At 45.2% G+C, this 23449-nt stretch carries 21 protein-coding genes; 4 read left to right on the top strand and 17 right to left on the bottom strand.

Translation table 11 applies throughout. From position 1 onward, the window contains the following. Nucleotides 1-7 precede the first annotated feature (7 nt). From srlE to LIN78_RS12335, 3 genes are read right to left on the bottom strand one after another with little or no spacing between them, the layout of a single operon-like run. Nucleotides 8-1015 carry a PTS glucitol/sorbitol transporter subunit IIB gene (srlE, locus tag LIN78_RS12345; RefSeq protein ID WP_227181146.1) on the bottom strand — a complete coding sequence of 336 codons (1008 nt, stop codon included), beginning with the start codon at nucleotides 1013-1015 and terminating at the stop codon, nucleotides 8-10. 21 nt (nucleotides 1016-1036) lie between these two features. Beyond that, nucleotides 1037-1591, bottom strand: a complete 555-nt coding sequence (gene srlA, locus LIN78_RS12340; protein WP_227181145.1) for a PTS glucitol/sorbitol transporter subunit IIC — start codon at nucleotides 1589-1591, stop codon at nucleotides 1037-1039. A gap of 54 nt (nucleotides 1592-1645) precedes the next feature. After that, complete coding sequence (locus tag LIN78_RS12335) at nucleotides 1646-2041, bottom strand: transcriptional regulator GutM (protein ID WP_227181144.1); 396 nt, start codon at nucleotides 2039-2041, stop codon at nucleotides 1646-1648. Between the two features lie 490 nt (nucleotides 2042-2531). Between LIN78_RS12335 and LIN78_RS12330 the strand changes: the two genes are divergently transcribed. Beyond that, on the top strand, nucleotides 2532-3542 hold the full coding sequence (locus LIN78_RS12330; protein WP_227181143.1) for a sugar-binding transcriptional regulator: 1011 nt from the start codon (nucleotides 2532-2534) through the stop codon (nucleotides 3540-3542). An 8-nt stretch (nucleotides 3543-3550) separates the two neighbouring features. On the opposite strand, the gene LIN78_RS12325 is transcribed toward LIN78_RS12330, so the two are convergent. The 7 genes from LIN78_RS12325 to LIN78_RS12295 form a co-directional block, all read right to left on the bottom strand. Further along, nucleotides 3551-4369 (bottom strand): hypothetical protein, encoded by an 819-nt coding sequence (locus LIN78_RS12325; RefSeq protein WP_227181142.1) that lies wholly within the window; start codon nucleotides 4367-4369, stop codon nucleotides 3551-3553. After that, complete coding sequence (locus LIN78_RS12320; RefSeq protein ID WP_227181141.1) at nucleotides 4356-4889, bottom strand: hypothetical protein; 534 nt, start codon at nucleotides 4887-4889, stop codon at nucleotides 4356-4358. The genes LIN78_RS12325 and LIN78_RS12320 overlap by 14 nt, the downstream gene beginning before the upstream one ends. 301 nt (nucleotides 4890-5190) lie before the next feature. Further along, entirely contained in the window at nucleotides 5191-8634 is a 3444-nt protein-coding gene (locus tag LIN78_RS12315; protein WP_227181140.1) for a pyruvate carboxylase, read from the bottom strand. Nucleotides 8635-8803: 169 nt separating this feature from the next. Further along, nucleotides 8804-9328 carry a DUF2867 domain-containing protein gene (locus LIN78_RS12310; RefSeq protein WP_227181139.1) on the bottom strand — a complete coding sequence of 175 codons (525 nt, stop codon included), beginning with the start codon at nucleotides 9326-9328 and terminating at the stop codon, nucleotides 8804-8806. Between the two features lie 10 nt (nucleotides 9329-9338). After that, entirely contained in the window at nucleotides 9339-10349 is a 1011-nt protein-coding gene (locus LIN78_RS12305) for a cytochrome d ubiquinol oxidase subunit II (RefSeq protein ID WP_227181138.1), read from the bottom strand. 1 nt (nucleotide 10350) lies between these two features. After that, nucleotides 10351-11655, bottom strand: a complete 1305-nt coding sequence (locus LIN78_RS12300) for a cytochrome ubiquinol oxidase subunit I (RefSeq protein WP_227181137.1) — start codon at nucleotides 11653-11655, stop codon at nucleotides 10351-10353. Beyond that, on the bottom strand, nucleotides 11648-12226 hold the full coding sequence (locus LIN78_RS12295; protein WP_227181136.1) for a GbsR/MarR family transcriptional regulator: 579 nt from the start codon (nucleotides 12224-12226) through the stop codon (nucleotides 11648-11650). The genes LIN78_RS12300 and LIN78_RS12295 overlap by 8 nt, the downstream gene beginning before the upstream one ends. A 215-nt stretch (nucleotides 12227-12441) precedes the next feature. Between LIN78_RS12295 and LIN78_RS12290 the strand changes: the two genes are divergently transcribed. After that, entirely contained in the window at nucleotides 12442-12894 is a 453-nt protein-coding gene (locus LIN78_RS12290; RefSeq protein WP_227181135.1) for a BLUF domain-containing protein, read from the top strand. A gap of 2 nt (nucleotides 12895-12896) precedes the next feature. Here the strand turns inward: LIN78_RS12290 and LIN78_RS12285 are convergent, their stop codons facing one another. The 5 genes from LIN78_RS12285 to surE all read right to left on the bottom strand — a co-directional run bounded on the left by LIN78_RS12285 (nucleotide 12897) and on the right by surE (nucleotide 17914). Next, nucleotides 12897-13709, bottom strand: a complete 813-nt coding sequence (locus tag LIN78_RS12285) for a SprT-like domain-containing protein (RefSeq protein WP_227181134.1) — start codon at nucleotides 13707-13709, stop codon at nucleotides 12897-12899. A 458-nt stretch (nucleotides 13710-14167) separates the two neighbouring features. Then, complete coding sequence (rpoS, locus tag LIN78_RS12280; RefSeq protein ID WP_227181133.1) at nucleotides 14168-15109, bottom strand: RNA polymerase sigma factor RpoS; 942 nt, start codon at nucleotides 15107-15109, stop codon at nucleotides 14168-14170. A 277-nt stretch (nucleotides 15110-15386) separates the two neighbouring features. Next, the gene (locus LIN78_RS12275; protein ID WP_227181132.1) at nucleotides 15387-16391 is read right to left on the bottom strand and encodes a peptidoglycan DD-metalloendopeptidase family protein; all 1005 of its coding nucleotides are present in this window, start codon (nucleotides 16389-16391) and stop codon (nucleotides 15387-15389) included. Nucleotides 16392-16515: 124 nt separating this feature from the next. After that, complete coding sequence (locus LIN78_RS12270; RefSeq protein WP_227181131.1) at nucleotides 16516-17145, bottom strand: protein-L-isoaspartate(D-aspartate) O-methyltransferase; 630 nt, start codon at nucleotides 17143-17145, stop codon at nucleotides 16516-16518. Between the two features lie 19 nt (nucleotides 17146-17164). Continuing rightward, entirely contained in the window at nucleotides 17165-17914 is a 750-nt protein-coding gene (gene surE / locus LIN78_RS12265; protein WP_227181130.1) for a 5'/3'-nucleotidase SurE, read from the bottom strand. Nucleotides 17915-18546: 632 nt separating this feature from the next. On the opposite strand from surE, the gene LIN78_RS12260 reads away from it, so the two are divergent. Further along, entirely contained in the window at nucleotides 18547-20823 is a 2277-nt protein-coding gene (locus tag LIN78_RS12260; RefSeq protein ID WP_227181129.1) for an arginine/lysine/ornithine decarboxylase, read from the top strand. A 73-nt stretch (nucleotides 20824-20896) separates the two neighbouring features. On the opposite strand, the gene LIN78_RS12255 is transcribed toward LIN78_RS12260, so the two are convergent. Further along, nucleotides 20897-21121, bottom strand: a complete 225-nt coding sequence (locus tag LIN78_RS12255) for a hypothetical protein (protein ID WP_227181128.1) — start codon at nucleotides 21119-21121, stop codon at nucleotides 20897-20899. Between the two features lie 160 nt (nucleotides 21122-21281). Here LIN78_RS12255 and LIN78_RS12250 point away from each other — a divergent pair, with 160 nt between their 5' ends. Continuing rightward, on the top strand, nucleotides 21282-21500 hold the full coding sequence (locus LIN78_RS12250) for a hypothetical protein (protein WP_227181127.1): 219 nt from the start codon (nucleotides 21282-21284) through the stop codon (nucleotides 21498-21500). Nucleotides 21501-21572: 72 nt separating this feature from the next. On the opposite strand, the gene LIN78_RS12245 is transcribed toward LIN78_RS12250, so the two are convergent. Then, nucleotides 21573-23411: a phosphoenolpyruvate carboxykinase (GTP) gene (locus LIN78_RS12245; protein ID WP_227181126.1), complete on the bottom strand. Its 1839-nt coding sequence runs from the start codon at nucleotides 23409-23411 to the stop codon at nucleotides 21573-21575. Nucleotides 23412-23449 lie beyond the last annotated feature (38 nt).

Here is a 23449-nt window from a genome sequence, read left to right as displayed (position 1 = left end):
CCTTTTCTTACAAAGCGAAGCTTGCCAGCCATGCAATTAGCACAGACACTGGCCCCATGATCTGCCGAGAAATCAACACAGCCGGCACACCTACTTTGATAGTATCAGGCTTCGCTTCGCCTAGTGCTAGACCAACAGGTACAAAGTCACATCCCACTTGGGTGTCGTAGGCAAATAGGGCAGGCAATGCCATTGCCGGAGGAATGGTTCCCACTGCAATCGCTGGGCCAATAATCGCCGCGCCAATCACCTGAGCAATCACCGCACCTGGGCCTAACACAGGGGACAAGAATGGCAGACCGCAAATCACCGATAGCGCAAGTAGACCAAATACATTACCTGCTAGAGGTTCTAGAACGTGCGCTAACACATTACCAAAACCTGAAGTGGTAATTAAACCAATTAACATTGTCACGAATGCCATGAATGGCAACACGTTCCGAATCACCTGATCAATGGATTTGCGGCCACTATTAAATAGCACACCAACTACGCCGCCCATCTTTTTACCAATCAAGGTGATAAAACCAACCATCCCCTTTTGGGTATCATCAGCGTGATCAGTATGTTGATCTTTTTGGGTCGTTTCCGCGTGGCTCGGCGTACTGGCAGTGGATGCAGCCGCTTGATGCCCATCAGCAAAAGATAAACTACCAGCAGAACAACCTGAAACATAAATATCTTCAGTAATAAACTGTGCGAGTGGGCCAGATTGCCCAACCGAATTGGTATTAATGGTTGGAATACGTTTTCTTGGATACACACCACAGCGTGCTGTACCACCACAATCCACAATCACGGCAGCAATTTCGCTCTCAGGAGGTGGGCTGCGAAAGCCATCTACAACCGTAGCACCCGTCATTTCAGCTAATTTATGTGCAATATCAGGAATGCCGCCACCAGTAATCGCAACAATTTTGTCTTTTTGTGGCGTAGGCTGAATAACGAGTGGCCCACCCCAACCTGAACTGCCACGAGCAACTTTTACTGCTTTGAATTCTTTTGTTGTAAACATGTTAGTGTCCCCCTCTGCTATTTATAGTTTGATACCTTCACGTTTTGCGATTAGCACTGTTAGACGCTCTGTCAAAATACCTTTTAGTAAATTCACAAATAGACCGACAATGAAATAAGCGAGTGCCAGTTTGGCTACCGTAAAGCCAGCGCCGCCATGCTCATTTAATTTGGTAATCGCAGTTGCAACGCCAAGCCAAACAAACAACTCACCAGGGTTCGCATGTGGGAACAAGCCGGTAATGGGGTGACACAATGAAACGGCAGAATCGTAGAAGGCCGGCTTATGTTTTTCTTCAACAAACATCCCAAAGGTGTACGCCATCGGGTTGGTTAAGAAGAACATTGCCAATAGAGGTAGAACAGAATAACGGGTGATTACATTGCCAGCCGCCCAACGAGCAAACCGGTGAACACGTTGTTCGCCAACGAGTTCAATTACTGCATATACTGCGGTTAGCAGCACAATCAAGGTGGGTAAGATACCTGAAACAAATCCTACAAATGTTTTTCCCCCCGCATTGAATACGCCGATAAACGCTTCGGCACCTCGCGCCAAGAACTCAAATGCATCCATGAATTATCTCCTCTTTGATCTTTTGTTTTTTGTACTGCGTTCGTTTTGCCTACCTTACTTTTTTGCCACCTCCTCAATTTTTCTAACCGCATCCAAAATGGCTAACTTCTCTTTATCACTAAACTGCGTAGTTGAAGACGCAGAGAGTAAATCTTGCACAGCGACGCCAGCTGGGATTGAAACCGGTTTAAATTTGGCAAATACCGAAACCCCTTTTAGCAACTGCAGCTCTTTCACTTTTTGATCGCTACCTACCACAAGCACAGACACACACCCAAAGCCAAAGCGCTTGCGAAACCGACCTACGCCTAGATGGCCGTCATGCCATTTTTGTTGAATACCTGACACCACGCGGTGAAAGTTCTTCCACTGAAACCAAGCCCCCACCACTTGGCCTAACCAAGCAAATATCAAGATGGCGATGGCGACATTTATTTGTGCAGATGACATCTGGTCTCCTTCTTTGTGTGCATACATCAACCGTCAAACAAATAATACATTTGTTTTTTTCAATGTCAATATGTTCACTTACACATTTTTGAAAATCAATCTAAACTACTCACTAGCATTTGTTCATTTATGCGTTTATTCTTTCACCATCCGGCATAAATGTAGGCAAATACAAACTAAAAATACTTTTAACGAAATCATTATTTATATATTATTTTCAATGAGTTGAGTATCATCAAAAGTACAATCCAACCGATTTTTTCAACTATTTTTTATTAGATTCAACACAATTTGGATTCAAATTTTAGTTTGCAATTTTCTGCAATAATTTATATATTCCAGCTCAAACTATTATTGCACTAAATATTTATTAACAAACAAATGTTCACCACCAACTGAAAGAAGATCGGCACATTAAGTCGGATTTATGTCAGAATACCGTCTTAAATATCTTTTACATTTTTCGATGTAAGAATAAGGAGCCACAAGCGTGGTACAAAAAAAAGCAAAGCCAGTAAATGGCGAAGATTCCAGCCCGAATAGCACAGAAAAATTATCTACCGCAGACCGCACCGCTAGGCTTCGCCTAAGGGCTGCATGGATGTACTTTGTAGAAGAAAAAACGCAAAACGAGATTGCCCAGCATTTAGGTTTGGGTAGAGTAACCGTCGTTCGTTTGCTATCTGATGCCCGAGAGCGTCAGGAAGTAAAGTTCAGTATTGAAGGCGAACTAGGCGAATGCGTTGAAATTGAACGCAAACTAGAACAGAAATTTGGTATTCGTGAAGCGATTGTCGTCCCCGTTTCTTCTGCCGAAGGGGATGCGTGTTTACCAATTAGTGCAGCAACAGGCGAATACCTCAGTAAACTGGTAAGCCCTGAAATGAAAATAGGGGTGGGCTGGGGCAGAACACTTTGGGAATCTCTTGCTTATATCAATGCGGAAAGCGTACCAAAAGTGTCCGTAGTGTCCATGCTGGGCGGCATTACTAAAACTAAGCAATTCAACCCATCTGAATTCGCTTGGCGCTTTTCGAACCTATTCAAAGCAGAGTGCTTTTTGATGACCGCCCCTGCGATTGTCGACTCACGCCAAACCAAACAAGCGCTGATTGAACACTGCGGCTTAAACGAAGTGTTTAACAAAGCAACCGATTTAGATGCAGTGCTACTCAGTATTGGTGATATGGATAAAGAAAGCACCCCTTACCGATACAGCTTTGTCCCTGAAGAAGTAAGAGAATCGATGGTGGAGGCTGGTGCTGTGGGCGAGTTTTTATTCAACTACTTTGACGTACAAGGTAGACCAATCGTGCATCCGATTCAAGATAGGGTGATGTCGGTATCGCAAGACGTCGTCGCTAAATGCCCAGAACGTATTCTAGTCTCTGGCGGAGTCCGAAAAGCACTCGCGTTATTAGGTGGCTTGCGTGCAATCAAGCCAACCGTGTTTGTAACAGACGAACTCTGTGCCAAAAAGATTTTAGATCTTGCGGGTTAATCTAAGGCTTATAAATGCCGAGCAATCAAATCCAATTGCTTGGCTAATTGCACATGAAAGTTTTGCGTCTTCACCATGGCCAAGAGATCTTCTTCTATTGCGGAAGCAATCTCAGCGGCCATGCCCACTGCATCTAACACATCAACAGCGGGATCTTCTACCCGCTTCATTTCGTAAATATCCACACTCAATAACGCCGCCACACAAACGACCATATTGATCTTGCGTAACTGGCTAATTGCTACTTCATCATCAACAGCAATGGTAGTGATTCGTTTTACCGGCATGCCAAGTAACAAAGAATAAACGAAACACGCACTGGCAAAACTCGCATCACTCACCACTACAAACTCACGCGACACACTCAAGCTTGCGTCATTCAAGTCCAAGGCACAAAAATTCTTAAACCCTCGATAAATAGCTAATTCAGAGACATAGTACCCCTCTACATTTAGCGCCTTCAAAGAGCGATTGAGTAGAAAGTAATAACTACCCAAGATATAAGATTCCGACTGCCCTTTTGTAATCAAAAAGTCTTGTGGCTGAATCAGTTGGTTTGCTTCTTTGATCTTTATCGGGTCAAATGAAACGAGTTCATGCAGCAACTTATCTGCCACATCGATTAACCCCGTTGCTGCACCGCCAGCAAAGTGAAATGGCAAATTCAGCGAAAAAGGAAAATGCCCGGTTGCATTTTCTAACTCCGCAATAAAGTGTTCCGCCCTATTTTTGGCAGATCGCTTTAGCATCCGCACCCTATCTTTTAAGGTAAAGAAAGAAGCACGTTCTAGTACGGGTTGCGGGTTGGGTAGCTTAGGCTTTTCCATGTTCAGCCTCAAACAAATTAAAGAACATCAAATCGCCGTTTGCATAATGTTCTTTCATATTTTCAATAAAACTTTGCCAATTGGTTTGTATCCAGTCCCAATTTAAATGAGGAACTTGGCCAGTTGCCTGTTTGCAAAGCGCAGAATACACATTCATCACATACAAGGCGGCGATGGCTTGTCGGTCTAATCCTGCTTTTACCTCTGCATGCGTTAACAGCACATCACACGATAATAAAGCGTGCAGCAACCCAAGCAATACTTGCCTTTGCTCATCTTTACTCCACACGGCCTTCGGGAATTTATCGACAATATGGCAAAAGCGAAAATAGGCTTTCGTTACCTCGTTTGGGTTTAGCAAGATCGAATCATGCAGTTCAGATGTTTCTTGTACCTTCAAATAAAAAGCCTGAAAGTCCGCTTTAAATAACATCCAAGAATTTAGCATGGCAATAATCGCCTGCTCATCAGACCATTTATTTATATAGTCTGGATAAGAGAAAAACGATTTATCTTGCATAAGCATCCCGATTCAGAAAATGGTGCAGCGCAATGAACTAACTTGCAAAAAAACCAACAATTGTTCATAAGATTAGCATATTTCTAGAAAAGAATCGCAGAGAAATACAAGGTGATGCAAGCAATATTCACGTAAAAAACGATCAAAAAAACCGCAATGCCAGCGTGCGCGTAAGACCAAATGAAAATAGCGATGAAACGAAGGAGATTTGAGGTATGACGAGAAAAGAATGAACGACACTTATTCAGTGTAAAGCCCCCCTCTGTAAAGCATTCACTTTACAGAGGGTAGGATTGGCTAATTACCCAAACACAATCAGCAAATCATGCGCATTCACTGATTGCCCTGGTTTCACTAGCACTTCTTTCACCGTGCCACCCTGCTCTGCACGGATCGCAGTTTCCATCTTCATTGCTTCAATCGAGATCAGTGGGTCGCCTTGGCTTACCTTTTGTCCCGGTTGCACGGAAACCGTCACGACCATGCCCGGCATTGGTGCGCCAACGTGGTTGCTATTGCCAGTTTCTGCTTTGCGAGCTTCTACTTTTTTACCTGCGCCAGCTTTTGCTACGCGAATCACTCGGGGTTGGCCGTTGAGTTCGAAGAAGAGTTTGACTTCGCCTTCTTCCGGTAGGTCTGCTTGGCCTTGCAGGCGGATTTGTAGCGATTTACCCGGCTCTAGATCCACGGCGATTTCTTGCTGGTCGGCGAGGCCGTAGAAGAACGCTGGGGTTGGCAGTTTCGATACATCACCAAAGCTGGCTTGATGCTGGGCGAAGTCTTTAAAGACTTTCGGGTACATCAGGCTAGACGCGAGTTCGGTATCGGTGACGTGACGATGCACGCTCTTTTCCAGGTCTGCTTTGGCTTGCACCAAATCAACAGGTGCAAGGGTTTCACCCGGACGACCTTCGAGTGGTTTTGCCCCACGCAAGATGCGGTCTTGCAGGTCTTTCGGGAAACCATCTTGCGGGAAGCCGAGTTCGCCTTTGAATAAGGAGATGACGGATTCAGGGAACGCGAGTTCGCGGTTCGGGTTTTTCACATCCTCTGCGCTGATTTCATTCGCGACCATGAAGATGGCCATGTCACCCACGACTTTAGAAGTAGGTGTCACTTTGACGATATCGCCAAACAGGCGGTTCACGTCGGCATAAGCCTTGGAGATATCTGGCCAGCGGTGTTCTAGCCCCATCGCCCGCGCTTGTTCACGCAGGTTGGTGTATTGGCCACCAGGCATTTCGTGGCGATAAACGTCCGATGTGCCAGAGCGAATATCGGCTTCGAACGGGCTGTAAGCGTGACGTACGCCTTCCCAGTAATGGGAAATCTGTTGCATTGCGTCGAGATCTAATCCGGTATCGCGGTCGCTACCTGCCAAGGCGGCGGCAATCGCGCCGAGGTTAGGTTGGGACGTCAGGCCACTCATGGAGTCCATTGCACCGTCGACTGCATCGACACCGGCCTCGATCGCGGCTAGTACGCTAGCGGCAGAGATGCCGCTGGTGTCGTGGGTATGGAAGTGAATCGGCAGGCCAACTTCTTCTTTTAGCGCTTTGACGAGTGCGGACGCCGCACGTGGACGGCAGATACCGGCCATGTCTTTGATACCTAGAATATGGGCACCGGCTTTTTCTAGTTCTTTCGCCATCTTGACGTAGTACTGTAGGTTGTACTTACTACGGCTTTGGTCAAACAGGTCGCCGGTGTAGCAAATGGTACCTTCACACAAGGCGCCACTTTCACGTACCGCATCCATGGCAACGCGCATATTGTCGACGGCGTTGAGTGAATCAAACACACGGAATACGTCTACGCCATTCTTCGCGGCTTGCTCGACGAAGTAGCGCACCACGTTATCTGGGTAGTTTGTGTAACCCACGGCGTTGGACGCACGCAGCAGCATCTGGAACAGGATGTTCGGTGTGGCGCTACGTAGTTGGTGTAGACGATCCCACGGGTCTTCTTTCAAGAAGCGCATCGCGACGTCAAAGGTCGCCCCACCCCAACATTCCATCGAGAACAGTTGTGGCAACATACGGGCATAGTGTGGGGCGATTTGCACCATGTCCTTGGTCCGCATACGGGTGGCGAACAAGGATTGGTGCGCATCGCGCATGGTGGTGTCGGTCAGCAAGACACGGTCTTGTGCTTTCATCCATTCAGCGAATTTCTCTGCGCCAAGTTCTTTCAGTAAATCACGGGTACCTTTTGGTAGTTCGGTCGTGAGCGCAATCTTTGGTTTTGGTGCATCGGCAATCGGTAAAGCAGGTGCTTTACGGCCTTTCATTTCCGGATTGCCGTTGACCACTACATCGCCAATAAACTTCAGCAGTTTGGTGGCGCGGTCACGGCGCTTATTAAACTTGAATAGCTCTGGGGTGGTATCAATAAAGCGGGTAATACATTCGCCAGAGATAAACTGAGGATGGAAGATGATGTTTTCCAGGAACGGCAAGTTAGAGGTCACGCCACGGATACGGAATTCGCGTAGTGCGCGGTCCATCCGGCGAATCGCATCTTCGGCAGTCGGTGCCCAAGCGGTTACTTTTACAAGGAGTGAATCGTAGTACGGGGTGATCACTGCGCCGGCGTAAGCGGTGCCACCATCTAGACGAATACCAAAACCAGAGGCACTGCGGTAAGCGGTTAAGCGGCCATAGTCTGGCGTGAAGTTATTTTCTGGATCTTCGGTGGTAACACGGCACTGTAGCGCATGGCCATTGAGTTTGATTTCAGATTGTACGGGCACACCACATTTGCCATCACCAATCTGGCTACCTTCGGTGACGCGGATTTGCGCTTTGACGATATCGATACCGGTCACTTCTTCGGTGACGGTATGTTCTACCTGGATACGTGGGTTCACTTCAATGAAGTAGAACTTGCCCGTATCGGCATCCATCAGGAATTCCACTGTCCCCGCGTGGGTGTAGTTCACGGCACGAGCGAGTTTTAAAGCAGATTCACATAGTTCGGAACGGGTCGTTTCATCCAGATACGGTGCTGGGGCGCGTTCGACCACTTTCTGGTTACGGCGCTGTACCGAGCAATCGCGCTCGAATAGGTGCACGACATTGCCATGGGTATCACCGAGAATCTGTACTTCGACGTGACGGGCACGGCGTACCAATTTCTCTAGGTAGACTTCGTCATTACCAAAGGCAGCTAAAGCTTCGCGGCGAGCGACCTCGATCATCGGCGCCAAGTCGGCTTCGGTTTCAATGACACGCATACCACGGCCACCGCCCCCCCAACTGGCTTTGAGCATCAGTGGATAACCCACTTCTAAGGCCAATGCTTGGCATTGCGCCAAATCAGTCGGCAACGGGCCGGTTGCCGGCATCACTGGCACACCGGCGGCTACCGCTGCATTGCGTGCAGCAACCTTATTACCCAAGGTTCGCATCACTTCTGAGGTAGGGCCAATAAAGTGAATCCCTTCTCTCGCACAGGCATCGGCAAAGTCAGGGTTCTCTGACAAGAAACCATAGCCTGGGTGAATCGCATCTACGCCCGCTTCTTTAGCAATGCGCAAGATGTCTTCAATATCGAGATACGCACCAATCGGCTTTTTACCTTCACCAACCAGATAACTCTCGTCGGCTTTAAAGCGATGTAGTGCAAAACGGTCTTCATTGGCATAGATCGCAACCGTGCGAATACCGAGTTCGGATGCGGCACGCATCACGCGGATGGCGATTTCAGAACGGTTGGCTACCAGAAGTTTGCGAATGGTTTTCATATTTGTGTTCGCCGTAGTAATTAATCATCCAGCTTCCCCAAGCTGGTTAAGGATTAAAGATACGCAAACGCAAATCTGACAGTTGCCTTCAAACGACCGATTATGGAAAAAAGGTCATGAAAGACAGTCACTTAGGCAAAATCCTGCACTTTTTAGTCGTTAAAATGGATTAACTGGTAAGTATCAACCTTTTTAAGGTCGCTGGAGCAATCACACGATGAAATGGCTTTACAAACCACATATAACACCGACCCAACCAGTTATGATTTTTTACCGCGGTCGTGATGGTTAGCACCATTTGCTCATTCTTCATCTCTTTTAAAAATGAAATTCTCACTTCAAGGTGCTTGTCATTATCCCCAACAATTACCTCACTCGGGGTCTGGCTGATCAATGTAAAAATACCCACACGATCACCAATTTGGTAATCCGATGGCGCTTTTTCAAGAGAAATTGCACTCATCACCGACAAATCTTTTAAACCGACTAATTGCACCGCTTTATTGCGAAGAGTCATGAGACTATCCACCCAAGCAGGCGAGTTTCCTAGCATCTTAAGCAAATAAAACATTGCTGGTTGCTGCTCCGTTGCAGGCAGGACTAATTGCCAGCTATCAAAGAAATGCGACTCGCAAATAAAGGGGTGCAAATCAGTACGAACGGGTGTTGCTACAGCGTGGACTAAAGCAGCCATCTAGATATTCCTAGTCATAGCGCAAATCACCAATCTTTCCGCGAAATATTCGATAGGAAAAGGCGGTGTATAAAAGAATGACCGGCAGCACCACTATTGCTCCGTAGAAAATCACTTTCAACGCCGCAGTATCACTCGCAGCTTGCCAAATCGTCATTTTCCCCATCACGATTTCAGGAAAAACACTATAAGCCAGCCCCCAGAATGCCAAAACAATTAGGCTAACGGCAGCAGAAAATGGCAGCCAACACCAACGGTCATGACCAATACTTTGTTGCTTTCTGAGTGCCGGCAAGATTTTAAATAAAGCAAAATAAAGGCAAATAGACACTAGCGGCAGAGGTAGCAGGAGTAAAAAGTTAGGTAACTGAAACCACTTCTGCGCAATGGAAGGAATCATCCAAGGTGTCACCACAGAAATAAGAAAAATACCAAACCCCATTGGCCATAGCGCAATTTGCATCCAACGCGTAGCTTGTTGTTGCAAATACCCTTCCGTTTTTAAAATCAGCCAAGCAGACCCAAGCAAAATGTAAGCAGCAGCTAACCCTATCGCCGTCATCACAGCAAAGCCATAAGCAGCAGAGGTTTCGGCAAAACCGCTTAAATAGCGGCCTAACATATAGCCTTGTGAAAGTGCCGCGATTAGTGACCCTATGGTAAAGCCCAAATTCCACCATGGTTTGTGCGGGTCTTTTGCCTTTACACGAAAATCAAATGACACTCCGCGTAATATTAAGCCCCCTAACATCAATGCCACCGGCAAATACATAGATGCCATTAACATTGCATTCGCAGCCGGAAAAGCCACTAGCAACAATCCAATGCCCAGCACCAGCCACGTTTCATTTGCATCCCAAAATGGGCCTATCGACGCAATCATTCGATCTTTATCTTCGTCGGAAACCAAAGGTAGCAATAGGCCAATTCCTAAGTCGTAACCATCCAACACCACATACAGTAATAAAGACAGTGCCATCAGCCCAGCAAAAATGACGGGCAACCAATATCCCCAGTCCATGTTACACCTCTTGCTTTCCAGCTTTGCCAGCCAAATGAAACACCACGCTTACATACGCACTCAGCAATACCACATAGAGCACCAAGTACATCACCAAGGAAGACAGCACCATGTGACTACCCACTTTGGTTACCGCATCAGCAGTCCGCAAAATCCCCGTCACTAGCCAGGGCTGACGGCCAATTTCCGTCACAAACCAACCAGCCAATGTCGCAAACCATCCTGAAAAAGTCATCCAAGAAAATATCCGCAAAACTGGTTGTGGAATGGTTTGTTGCTTCAATAAATACCATGCACCGCCCCAAGCAACTAAAAGCATCAAGAGCCCCATTCCCACCATCACGCGGAAACTCCAAAAAACTTTCGCCACCGGAGGATGATCGGAAAATTCATTTAGTCCTCGAATTTCGCCATTGATGTCATGGGTCAAGATTAGACTAGCGAGTTTTGGCACCGTAACAGCATAGTCAGTCTGCTTTGTTTCTTCGTTGGGCAACCCAAATAAAGTGAGTGCTGCGCCTTTTTCGGTATGCCATACCGCTTCAATAGCCGCTAATTTAGCTGGTTGATGTTCTCTCGTATTAAGCCCATGCATATCGCCAATGAAAATCTGCAAAGGGATTAATACAGCAGCCACTTTGACTGCGGTACGAAACCCTGTCTTTGCCACCTCACTATTCTGGAAACGACGCAGCTTCCAAGCCGATATCCCAGCGATTAAGAAAGAAGCGGTCAAACCAGAAGCAACAAGCATGTGAGACAGTCGATAAGGCATAGATGGATTAAAAATTACGGCAAACCAATCTTGCACCTGAACCTTGCCATCTACCAACACAACACCCGCAGGCGTTTGCATCCAAGAATTTAAAGACAAAATCCAAAAGGCAGAAACCGATGTCCCAAAAGCAACCAGAAAACTCGCAATTAAATGCATACGCGGTGATACTCGTTGCCGGCCAAATAGCATCACACCAAGGAAAGTAGCTTCTAAGAAAAATGCCGTTAATATTTCATATGCCAACAAGGGGCCTGCCACGTTGCCTGCCACTTGCATATAGCCCGGCCAGTTCGTGCCAAATTGAAAACTCATCGTGATGCCAGACACAACGCCTAGCGCAAAGGTTAGCGCAAAGATTTTTACCCAGAACAGGTATAAAGAAGACCAAACAGATTGCTTTGTTCGGTAGGCTCGCCAAGCAAAAAAACAAAGATACCAGCCCAGCGCAATGCTAATTGTTGGAAATAAGATATGAAAGGAAATATTTGCTGCAAACTGAATTCTAGACAGTATTAGGGGGTCAATCATGATCGTCTTCCTCGTTAAGATGTTTTCCCCCAAACTTGCTTAGGCTCTGCGTTAATTGCAGTACTTTTTGTACTTTGGCCCCTAGTTTCATTAATTTTTTCAGCGTCGCCACATCCATGTCTTGGATATCACTAAACCAAGTAGTAACTAGTTCAATGAGTTGGTACATCTCGGCCATCCGCGCCTGCGCATGACGCTCGCTATCACTTCCCGGTGTTTCTAACATGGCATGGCGAAGCATCGTAAGTGTTGGCTCTACCTCTCGTTTTTTACGTTCTTGCGCCAAGGTTTTAAAAATCGCCCACACATCTTCTGGCGTAGAGAAATATTCTCGACGATCACCTGGAATATGCTGCAATTTCACCAACTGCCAAGCAGATAGCTCTTTTAAACCCATGCTGACGTTGGATCTGGAAAACCCCAGCTGATCCGCGATCTCATCTGCATTTAACGGCTTATCAGATACAAATAGCAGTGCATAAATTTGGCCAACCGTTCGGCTAATACCCCAACGGCTACCCATTTCACCAAAGTGAAGAACAAACGACTGAACAAGAGGAGGAAGATTCATTAGTTTCTCAATTTTCAAGAATTTCTGAAATTCAGAAAAATAATAAAATCTTGATCAAATTAAGTCAATACCCTTTACTTATTTGCCCAATGAGATTGACAAACCAACCACTTAAAAACTCAATCCAAACACTACCCAATCCACCAGACAAGCAAAAATATAAAAAACTTCTATAGTAAAAATAAGCCAGCCAAGATCAATATGGAAAGCACATCATGGGAAGCAACCCGCTTTTACAACTTATCTACGTCAGCCAAGCCAGCACAGATCTCACAGAGGAAGATCTCATCCAGATCATCCAAACATCAGTGAAGAATAATCAGCAGAAAGAGCTAACAGGAATGCTTTTACTGTTTGAAGGCACGTTTATGCAGTTGTTAGAAGGAACGGCAGATAAATTAGAAGAAACACTCAAAACGATCGAAAATGACCCAAGACACCATTCATTGGTGGTTTATTTTCGCTCACACATTACAGCAAGAGAATTTGCAGATTGGCACATGGGGTTTAAGCATCTCGATCATTCAGATATTGAGAAACTACCGGGCTACTTGCCGGCTTTTGATGATGGGTTTGATCTGAGAAAAGTCGCGGTAAACCCGCAAGATGGTGTTGCACTATTTAAAGCGATTGCCCAAGAACATATTGGGCAATCACCTTCATCATAGGATTAGGTAAATGAGTTAATTGCCTTATCTACTGGTGCTTTTACAGAAGCGGCATCTTGCATGTGCACCTCACATTCTCCACAGATAATATCTGTCCCAGGGCTTACCCATGCCTTTGCCCCACATTCTGGGCACATTAATTTCTCTCTTGTGGGCGCCTGCCTAGGCTGCGGCATATACAGCGCCGGCTTTTCTTGCCCCTCTTCTTCCTTAGGCAGTACTTTCGGAATAATTTCTACCGGCGGCAAAGATACCTCCACTTCAACGCCCGCCGCTTTTAATGCCTCTTGCTTTTGTACTTGCACCTCAGGCATTGAAGGCAGCTGACGATCAAACCACGGCAACTCAAATCCGCCATCTACAAAAGATTTACACGCAGCCAAAAACTGCCCTTCCGGCAAAATGTAATGGCTCATGGTCCGACCGGTTTTTTTGCCACCTGGCAAACCATTATCTGATGGCATTAAGCCAATCGATTCCATTTTATTTGCCCATTCCTGATTATGAGCAGTGGATGGAGTGGCTGTACCAAAATGATGCTGCCAGTGGTGCACCATTTCGTGCACTAGCGTAGACAATACCGCCTCAACTGAACGCAGTGTAAAAAAACCTGGGTGCAACCCCATCTCATCTAGCATTTGCCCAGACTTTGAAATAAACCGATCTGCTTGATGATAACCATACACCCGACTAGAAGATCTTAGCGTGATCAAACAAGGTGGCAAGCTATTATCAAATAGTTGCTCATTAAAAAAATCGAAAGCAGATTGCAATGAACCATAGAAGTCCATTGTAGGGCATGCGGTAGCACTCATTCATTTACACCAAATCAAAAAACAAAAACCCGCACTTTGCGTGAGAGATGAAAAAACCGTGACGGAAGCCTTAATTATACCGCAGCAAATAGGTCGTGTTGCGATTTCACAACACGATTATCTCACAATGATGCATTGCACAAAAAGAACTGGACATTCAGTCAGATAAGGAGGAATATGGGAACCGTCAGAGGTTAACGCAAGTTGATGTCTGACAGTGTCTCCTCTTTTCTCCTTTGGAGTTTGTAGCGCAGTTTTCGGACTGCGCTTTTTTCTTTTGTACTCCCAGAATCCTTAACATTTAAAAATCCTATATCTATCAAGGTTTTACCTGCTTATCTAGCCATACAAATAAAAAACCCCGACAAGCTTGGCCGGGGATTTTAGCAGTAATATCACATTTACTTCATGATTAGAAAACAGCCGTTTCAATTACTATTTTCTTATTTTAGTAATTTTTACAGAAACGCTTCTTTAGTCACGCCATGACGTTTGAGCATTTTGCGTAATGTTGTAGTCGCTTCAATTTGAATTTGACGAACACGTTCACGTGTCAAACCAAGCTCAGCAGCCAAGTCTTCTAGTGTGTATACATCGTTATCATTAAAGCCGTAGCGTTTTTCGATCACAATGCGTTGGCGATCATTTAATTTCATCAACCAAGACTGAACCACTTCTTGCATTTCGCTAGAATGGAAAATATCCTCTGGTGAACCGCCTTGCTCATCAGCGATCGACTCACCAACAGTCAACATTGGATCAATATCTAATGGTGCATCTAAAGAAGTCACACGTTCATTTAGCGCAAGCATAGATTGCACTTCATCTACACTCTTACCCAATAAATGCGCAATATCTTCAAAACTAGGATCTTTGCCAGTAGTAGACTCTAAGTGACGTTGCGCACGTAAATAAACGTTTAGCTCTTTAATCACATGCACTGGCAAGCGAATAGTGCGAGACTGGTTCATGATTGCGCGTTCTACGCTCTGACGAACCCACCAAGTTGCGTAAGTAGAAAAACGGAACCCACGTTCTGGGTCAAATTTTTCCAACGCATGCATTAGGCCAATATTGCCTTCTTCGATTAAATCGAGAAGATTCATCCCGCGATTTGCATAGCGTTTTGCAATATTGACGACCAAACGTAAATTGCGTTCGATCATTTCGCAGCGAGCAGCATCGTCACCCTGAACTACACGGCGTGCAAGCGCCAGTTCTTCATGAGGTTTTAGCAGCGAATTCTGACCAATTTCATTGAGATACATTTGAGTCACATCACTTAATGCTTCAATCGCATATTCCTGCTCGTGATGCGCGACTTCTTCATCTTCATGAACTTCTGATAGCTCTGCTTCGTCTACCATTTCTTCATCAACCAGATAGAGATCCTTAGCCATGGTTCCCTCCTCCATGTGTAGCCTCGTTGGTCTTGGCGCGCATGCGCTGCTATTTCTGCACCTTATAAAAGGGTGACAGTTTTGACGATTATAATCCTCTCGAAATTAATTACTAGTGGTTTGATTAAATAATTTTAAAAAATTGATTTAACTCAATTCCTAATAATTAGCCTGCAAAATGTGAATTGGCAAAGTCTCACTACTTCTTTATTACATTTATTTCAATTGTTAATAGAATTAGAATTTAATTTATTAACAATAATAATTCTCAATATAACTATTTGTTTGGCAGCATTTTAGCTGGGTCTACCGGCTTACCATAGCGGCGAATCTCAAAATGCAGCTTTACTTGATCTGAGTCTGAATCACCCATTTCAGCAATTTTTTGTCCACGCGTTACTTTGGCTCCTTCTTTAACAAGCAGCTTATCGTTGTGCGCATAAACGCTTAAATAATCACTTTCATGCTTAATAATCACGAACTTACCATAGCCACGTAGTGAGCTACCGGAATACACCACCTTACCATCCTCTGCTGCAACAACGGGCTGACCTTTCTTACCAGAGATGTCTAGACCTTTTAATTGTTTAGACTCATTAAACTGCCCAACTACTTTACCGGCAGTTGGCCACATCCATGTCAGTCCATCCACGGTATTGGTTCCATTGCCTGACTTACCGTCAGTTGACACAGGCGTTGAAGCAGTTTTTTCCGGCTCTTTTGTATAGACAGGATCTTTAGCTGGCGTAGTTTTATTAATTACCGGCTTGTCTGACACCGCATTTGAATTACTCGCTTGAGCGATGACTGTTTTATTCGCTTCCGAATAAGGTAATTTAATTGCCTTCGGAGAATCAATATTTGAATTAGTAATCGGCTTATTAATGACAGGCGCATCAATTAAAGGTTTAGTCACCACACCATTGGCAGGAGGAACCAAAGAAAGCGTCTGACCAACCTTAATATCATTAATATTGTCGAGATTGTTCCACTCGGCTACATCACGGTATGCCAAGCCATACTCTAGAGAGATACGGTAAAGATTTTCGCCTTTTTGCACCGTATGCGTTTTAGGACGAGGATCTGTAGAAACTCGCTTCTCAGCGGATGCAGATTTTGCCACCACTGGCGCGGTTTTATTGACTATTGGAGTAGCTGCTTGCTCGTCCCCCGTACGCTTTCTAGATTCGATCGGAGCGGATTTTCCTGTATTTGAACAACCGGCTAACAGCATCCATGCACTACCAACCATCAAGGCGCTTTTGGCGAAACGAAAAAGCAAGGTTAACTCCTATTTAATATCTGATTAATATCTGAATAATAATCCCCTTGCCTAAATAGCCATTGTGATTTCAATACTATTCAATCAAATCAACGGGGATAGAAAATACCATTATCATACACCATTAACCTAAGCCAGGCAGTAATGGCACGAATTTGACGGGTTCCAATATTTGCTGTTGCAACCCTTCTTCGGTTAAATCAAAACAATGCAATTTTTGCTCATTCAGGCCAATCGGCATAATCAATCGTCCACCAGGAGCTAATTGGCTAACCAACTCTTCAGGCACATGACTAGCAGCTGCAGTCATCAAAATCGCATCATAAGGCGCCGCTTCCGGCAAGCCTAAGTGGCCATCAGCATGTTTTAATCTAACGTTTGTAAATTTGAACTCTCGCAATCGTAGCCGTGTACGATCTAACAAGGGGGCAATACGTTCGACTGAATAAACCTCTTTCGCTAACTTAGCCAAAATAGAGGTTTGATAGCCGCAACCTGTACCAATCTCAAGCACACGCCCTAGTTTCTTACCGTTACGTAGCAAACTAGTCATTTTGGCAACAATATAAGGCTGAGAAATCGTTTGGCCAAACCCAAGTGGCAATGACACATCGTCATACGCTCTACTCATCAATGCTTCATCGACAAATAAATGGCGAGGAAGTTCGGCCATCACCGCTAAAACCACCTCATCAGCAATTCCTTGCTGCCTAAGTCTTTCTACCATGCGCAAACGCGTGCGCTGGGAAGTCATTCCAATTCCTAAGGGCTGATTATTGGCCATTTGACAACCACTCATTCATTTCTGCTAATTGTTGCTTTGCGCTTAAATCCATTTGTAGCGGGGTAATTGATACTTTTAATTGGCTGATCGCATGAAAATCCGTTCCAGGGCCATTGTCTTGTTCTTTTCCTGCCGGGCCCACCCAATAAATGTCTTCACCTCTTGGGTTTTTAGCGCGAATCACTCCTTCTGCTTTATGCCGTTTCCCCAATCGGGTCACTTCAAACCCGGTTAGTTCATCAAACGGCACATCAGGGATATTGATATTCAGTAATCGCATTTCGGGGAATGGGTTATCCATCCACTTTTCTACCAAGATGGCAGCGACTCTGGCTGCTGTATCAAAATGGGTAGCGTGCTTTCCTACCAACGAGAATGCCATCGCAGGGATGCCCAGCAAAAAACCTTCGGTGGCAGCAGCAACCGTGCCGGAATACAAGGTATCGTCCCCCATATTGGCGCCATGATTAATACCAGACAACACAATATCCGGGGTAAGCTCTGGAAAACCGGTTACCGCTAAATGCACACAGTCTGTTGGTGTTCCATTCACATACTCAAAGCCATTACTGGCTTTTTTTAGCATTAATGGACGATCTAGCGTGAGCGAATTACTCGCACCGCTTCTATCTTGCTCTGGTGCGACGACCCTCACCTCTCCCATTACACGAACGGCAGAAGCTAAATGAGAGATGCCTGACGCAAAGTAACCATCATCATTACTAATGAGTATCTTCATGAAAATACCTAAGAGAAGAATTTACCTATATAACTAGTTATAACTTTTTTATATTGCATCTGTTTTGAGCAGAGGGTTTTCACTGCAAAAACAGAAAAATCGCCTATATTGAAGAAACAAATGACGATTGAGCGGTTTAGTCGGGAACTATTTACAAGTTGGCAGACTAATCACCTATATGAGCAGTTTGGTGGCATTGCTGATTCGATTCTACGAATAAAACCACCTCCCCAAGCGACCTTTCAGTTTACCAGAGTAGAACGAACGCGGGGATGATTCCGACCTAGATTTGTGCTTTTTTCCATCGTCACTGGTTTGAAATAGTTTGTAGGTAAGCTACTAAAACAAACTAAAATCTAAACAATTCATTAGCAAACATCGGCAACAGATTGCATCTCTTTAATCAACCGCTGAAAAACTAATCAAGTTATCGATTTTCTTCATTGATTCGCCGCAAAATGGCCTGCACAATTTCAGCCAAACGGAATAAAATTACAGATAATTGACCTATGCGCAACAGTAAATTGCAAGATTGATAATTTATCATTAAAAGGTCATGAAAGTATGACACAATCCGCGCGTTTCAAGACCCTCCATCTACAAGCGCAGTTCGCGATAGAAGGCTAGTAACCATGAAGTTTCGTTTCCCCGTCGTTATCATTGACGAAGATTTCCGTTCTGAAAATACAAGCGGTATTGGTATTCGTGCACTTGCACAAGCCTTAGAATCCGAAGGAATGGAAGTATTGGGCGCCACCAGTTATGGCGATCTTTCTAGCTTTGCACAACAACAAAGCCGAGCTTCTGCATTTATTCTGTCGATTGATGACGAAGAATTCGTGTCCGAAAAAGGAACCGAATCAAGTGCTTTACAAGCATTGCGTAGCTTTATGGAAGAAATTCGTTTCCGCAATGCAGATATCCCGATTTTCTTATATGGCGAAACGCGCACTAGCCGCCATATTCCTAATGAAATTTTGCGTGAATTGCATGGCTTCATTCATATGTTTGAAGACACGCCTGAATTCATGGCACGTACCATTATTCGTGAAGCGAAAAAATACCTTGATGGCTTAATGCCTCCATTTTTCCGCGCACTCACCAATTACGCACAAGATGGCTCTTATTCTTGGCACTGCCCAGGTCACTCTGGTGGCGTTGCGTTTCTGAAGAGCCCAGTTGGCCAAATGTTCCACCAGTTTTTTGGTGAAAACATGCTGCGTGCCGATGTGTGTAATGCGGTAGATGAGCTTGGTCAGTTACTTGACCACACAGGCCCTGTTGCTGCATCAGAACGTAATGCAGCGCGCATCTTTAATGCAGACCATTTGTTCTTTGTGACAAACGGTACATCGACATCAAACAAAATGGTGTGGCACGCAACCGTTGCACCGGGCGATATCGTGGTGGTTGACCGTAATTGCCATAAATCGATCCTACACTCGATTATTATGTGTGGCGCAGTGCCTGTCTTCTTGACACCAACTCGCAACCATTACGGCATTATTGGCCCGATCCCGTTAGATGAATTCCGCCCAGAAAATATTCTGAAGAAGATCGAAGCAAATCCGTTTGCTCGTGAAGCACTGGCTAAAAACCCAGATAAGAAACCACGTATTTTGACCATCACCCAAAGTACCTACGATGGCGTGTTGTACAACGTGGATATGATTAAAGAAGTGTTGGGCGACTTTATCGACACCCTTCACTTTGATGAAGCTTGGTTGCCTCATGCTACTTTCCACGATTTCTACCATGGCATGCATGCTATTGGTCGTGATCGTCCACGCAGCAAAGACCCAATGGTGTTTGCAACGCAAAGTACGCACAAACTACTTGCAGGATTGTCTCAGGCTTCCCAAATTTTGGTACAAGAATCTGAAACACGTCAGTTAGACCGTCATCGATTTAATGAAGCCTACTTGATGCACACATCGACTAGCCCGCAATACTCGATTATCGCATCTTGTGATATCGCAGCGGCCATGATGGAAGCACCAGGTGGAACCGCGTTAGTTGAAGAATCGATCACCGAATCACTAGACTTCCGCCGCGCAATGCGCAAAGTGGATGAAGAGCTAGGTGCAGATTCTTGGTGGTTCAAGGTCTGGGGGCCAGATTTCTTGTCTGACGAAGGCATGGCTGAGCGCCAAGATTGGGTACTGAAGGCTAACGAACGCTGGCATGGTTTTGGTAATCTGGCAGAAGGCTTCAACCTGCTAGACCCAATTAAAGCAACGCTGATCACCCCAGGATTGGATGTGGATGGCTCATTTGCAGATGAAGGTATCCCTGCGGCCATCGTGACCAAATACTTGGCTGAACATGGTGTGATTGTTGAGAAGACAGGTTTGTACTCGTTCTTCATTATGTTCACCATCGGTATTACCAAAGGCCGCTGGAACACCTTGGTGACCGAGCTACAGCAATTCAAAGATGCTTACGACCGTAACCAACCACTATGGCGCACCATGCCAGAGTTTGTGGCGAAATACCCGCAATACGAGCGTGTCGGTCTTCGTGATTTGTGTAACCAGATTCATGGCATTTACAAAGCAAACGATGTAGCCCGTTTGACGACAGAAATGTACTTGTCTGATATGGAGCCAGCACTCAAGCCATCTAAAGCATATTCTAAGATGGCACACCGTGAAATCGAGCGCGTTTCCATTGATGAACTAGAAGGCCGTATCACTAGTATCTTGTTGACCCCTTACCCACCGGGCATTCCGCTATTGATCCCTGGTGAGCGATTCAACAACACGATTGTGAAGTACTTGAAGTTTGCACGTGACTTCAATTCACAATTCCCTGGTTTTGAAGCAGATATCCACGGCTTTGTAGTAGAAGAAGTGAATGGTGAAAAGCAATACTTTGTAGATTGCGTGATGGATGACAAGGCGTTTTAATTAGCCTCATCACCTAATTTCATTGTAAAAAAATGGCAACGACGTGATTCGTTGCCATTTTTTTTAATTTATTCTACATCAATGGATTTAAAAGAGGATGCTCACCGAAAATCTCGCCTGAACGGCACTTCGCTTCCAATGCATAGGCTTCCTCACCAGAACTGCTCGTAGCAAACTGGAAACTTAGCTTTTCTAGAATATAATTTTTTGTCAGTTGATCTAGCGTTAATTCACCAGTAGCAAATGCAGCTAGCTGTTCCTTTTTTAATGCTGGTATAACTAAAGAAAAGCTTTTCATTTACTATCATGCCTATGAGAAGGTAAGGGGTACTTGTACAAATATACCCTATTAAAATATTCATTAACTCAAAAGATTTTGCCATTTCTTTGTAATATTAGCTTGCTAAACTTCTTTTCAATGATGCAGTGCAGCACAAGTGAATTGAAAAGGAATGCAAATGAAAACCCCATTTTTTTGGTTACTCGATATTTTTTCAAGATCTAGCCAGTCTTTTATTCGTCGTGACATGATGGTAAACAAAGTGACTAGCTATGGCTGGTTAAGCCAAACAGATGGCATGGTCATTGCCGTACATGAAGAATATGCTGAAGTACGTTGGCCTAGAGGTGAGCGTACTTTAGAACTTGTTCACCACTTACAACCAATCGTTGGTTAAGCTTCGTTGAACAAAAAAATCCCCAGCCAAGACTGGGGATTTTGTTTTAAAGCTTCGCAACTGCCGGTAACCTTACTTGGCAGCAAGACCTGCTTCTCTATCAACAGATAATGCAAGCAAATCACGTTTCAATGCAAAGTCTTTTGGTAGTCGATCTTGCAACTGATCAAACCATTCTTTGTGCAAAATCAGTTCTTTTTGCCAAGCAGCAACATCAACTTCGGTTAGCGCATTGAACTGTTCTTTGGTGACATCACTGCCAGTCCAATCGATATCTTCGAATTTTGGCATCCAACCTAACGCGGTCTCGCGTGCTGATACGTTGCCTTGGCAAATATCGACAATCCACTTCAATACGCGCATATTGTCACCAAAACCTGGCCACATAAATTCGCCTTTTTCATTCAGACGGAACCAGTTAACGCAGAAGATATTTGGCGCGTGCTCTACTTTGCTACCCATCTTCAACCAGTGGTTGAAGTAGTCACCCATGTGGTAACCGCAGAATGGCAACATCGCGAATGGATCACGGCGCACGACACCTTGCTGACCAACCGCTGCAGCGGTGGTTTCAGAACCTAAAGTGGCAGCCATGTATACGCCGAAGTTCCAGTTAAATGACTTGTAGACTAGCGGTACAGTCGTTGCGCGGCGGCCACCAAAGATGAATGCCGAGATTGGCACACCAGCTGGGTTTTCCCATTCAGGATCAATTGATGGGCACTGGCTAGCCGGGGCAGTAAAGCGAGCATTTGGGTGAGCCGCTTTGCGACCGCAACCTGGTGTCCAGTCTTTACCCGTCCAGTCGGTTAGATGCGCTGGCGCCTCTTTGGTCATGCCTTCCCACCAAACATCACCCTCTTCTGTTAACGCCACGTTAGTGAAAATCACATTTTCTTTTAGCGTTGCCATGGCGTTGAAGTTGGTCTTTTCAGACGTACCAGGCGCGACACCAAAGTAGCCATATTCTGGGTTAATGGCGTAAAGTTTGCCGTCTGCCCCCGGTTTAATCCATGCGATATCGTCACCAACGGTGGTGACTTTCCAACCGTTAAATGACTTTGGTGGAATTAACATGGCAAAGTTGGTTTTACCGCAAGCCGATGGGAAAGCCGCTGCGACATAGGTTTTCTCACCTTGTGGGTTTTCTACGCCCAAGATCAGCATGTGTTCTGCCAACCAACCTTCATCACGCGCCATGGTAGACGCAATTCGTAAGGCAAAACACTTCTTACCTAATAGCGCATTACCACCGTAGCCAGAACCATAAGACCAGATTTCACGCGTTTCGGGGAAATGTACGATGTATTTCGTATCATTACATGGCCAACGAGCGTCTTTCTGGCCTGCTTCTAATGGCGCACCAACGGTATGCAGACAAGGAACAAACTCGCCGTTTGAACCAAGTACGTCATACACCGCTTTACCCATACGGGTCATGATGCGCATATTTAGCACCACATAAGGGCTGTCAGACAACTCTACGCCGATGTGTGCAATTGGCGAACCGAGTGGGCCCATTGAAAATGGAATCACATACAGGGTACGGCCACGCATACTGCCTTTAAATAAGCCAGTTAGCGTTTGGCGCATTTCTGCTGGATCGGTCCAATTGTTGGTTGGGCCAGCGTCTTTAGGATCTTGAGAACAAATAAAGGTGCGGTCTTCTACACGTGCTACATCAGTAGGGTCAGACCACGCTAGATAAGAATTAGGGCGCAGTTCCGGATTTAATCGGATCAAGCGCCCTTCTTCAACCATTTGCTTTGCGAGAGAGTCGTATTCTTCTTGGGAACCATCTACCCAGTGAATACGATCAGGTTCGGTTAAGGCAGCTATTTCTGCTACCCATTGAATCAAACGTTCGTGACGAACGAACGACGGTACTTCAATCGTTGGACGTTGAGACATGATATTAAACTTCATGTAGTTAGGGGGAACCCATATTT

The sequence above is a fragment of the Leeia speluncae genome, from assembly GCF_020564625.1.
GTDB lineage: Bacteria > Pseudomonadota > Gammaproteobacteria > Burkholderiales > Leeiaceae > Leeia > Leeia speluncae.
Note: the sequence above shows the minus strand (reverse complement) of the source record. Positions and strands in the feature narration are given on the sequence as shown.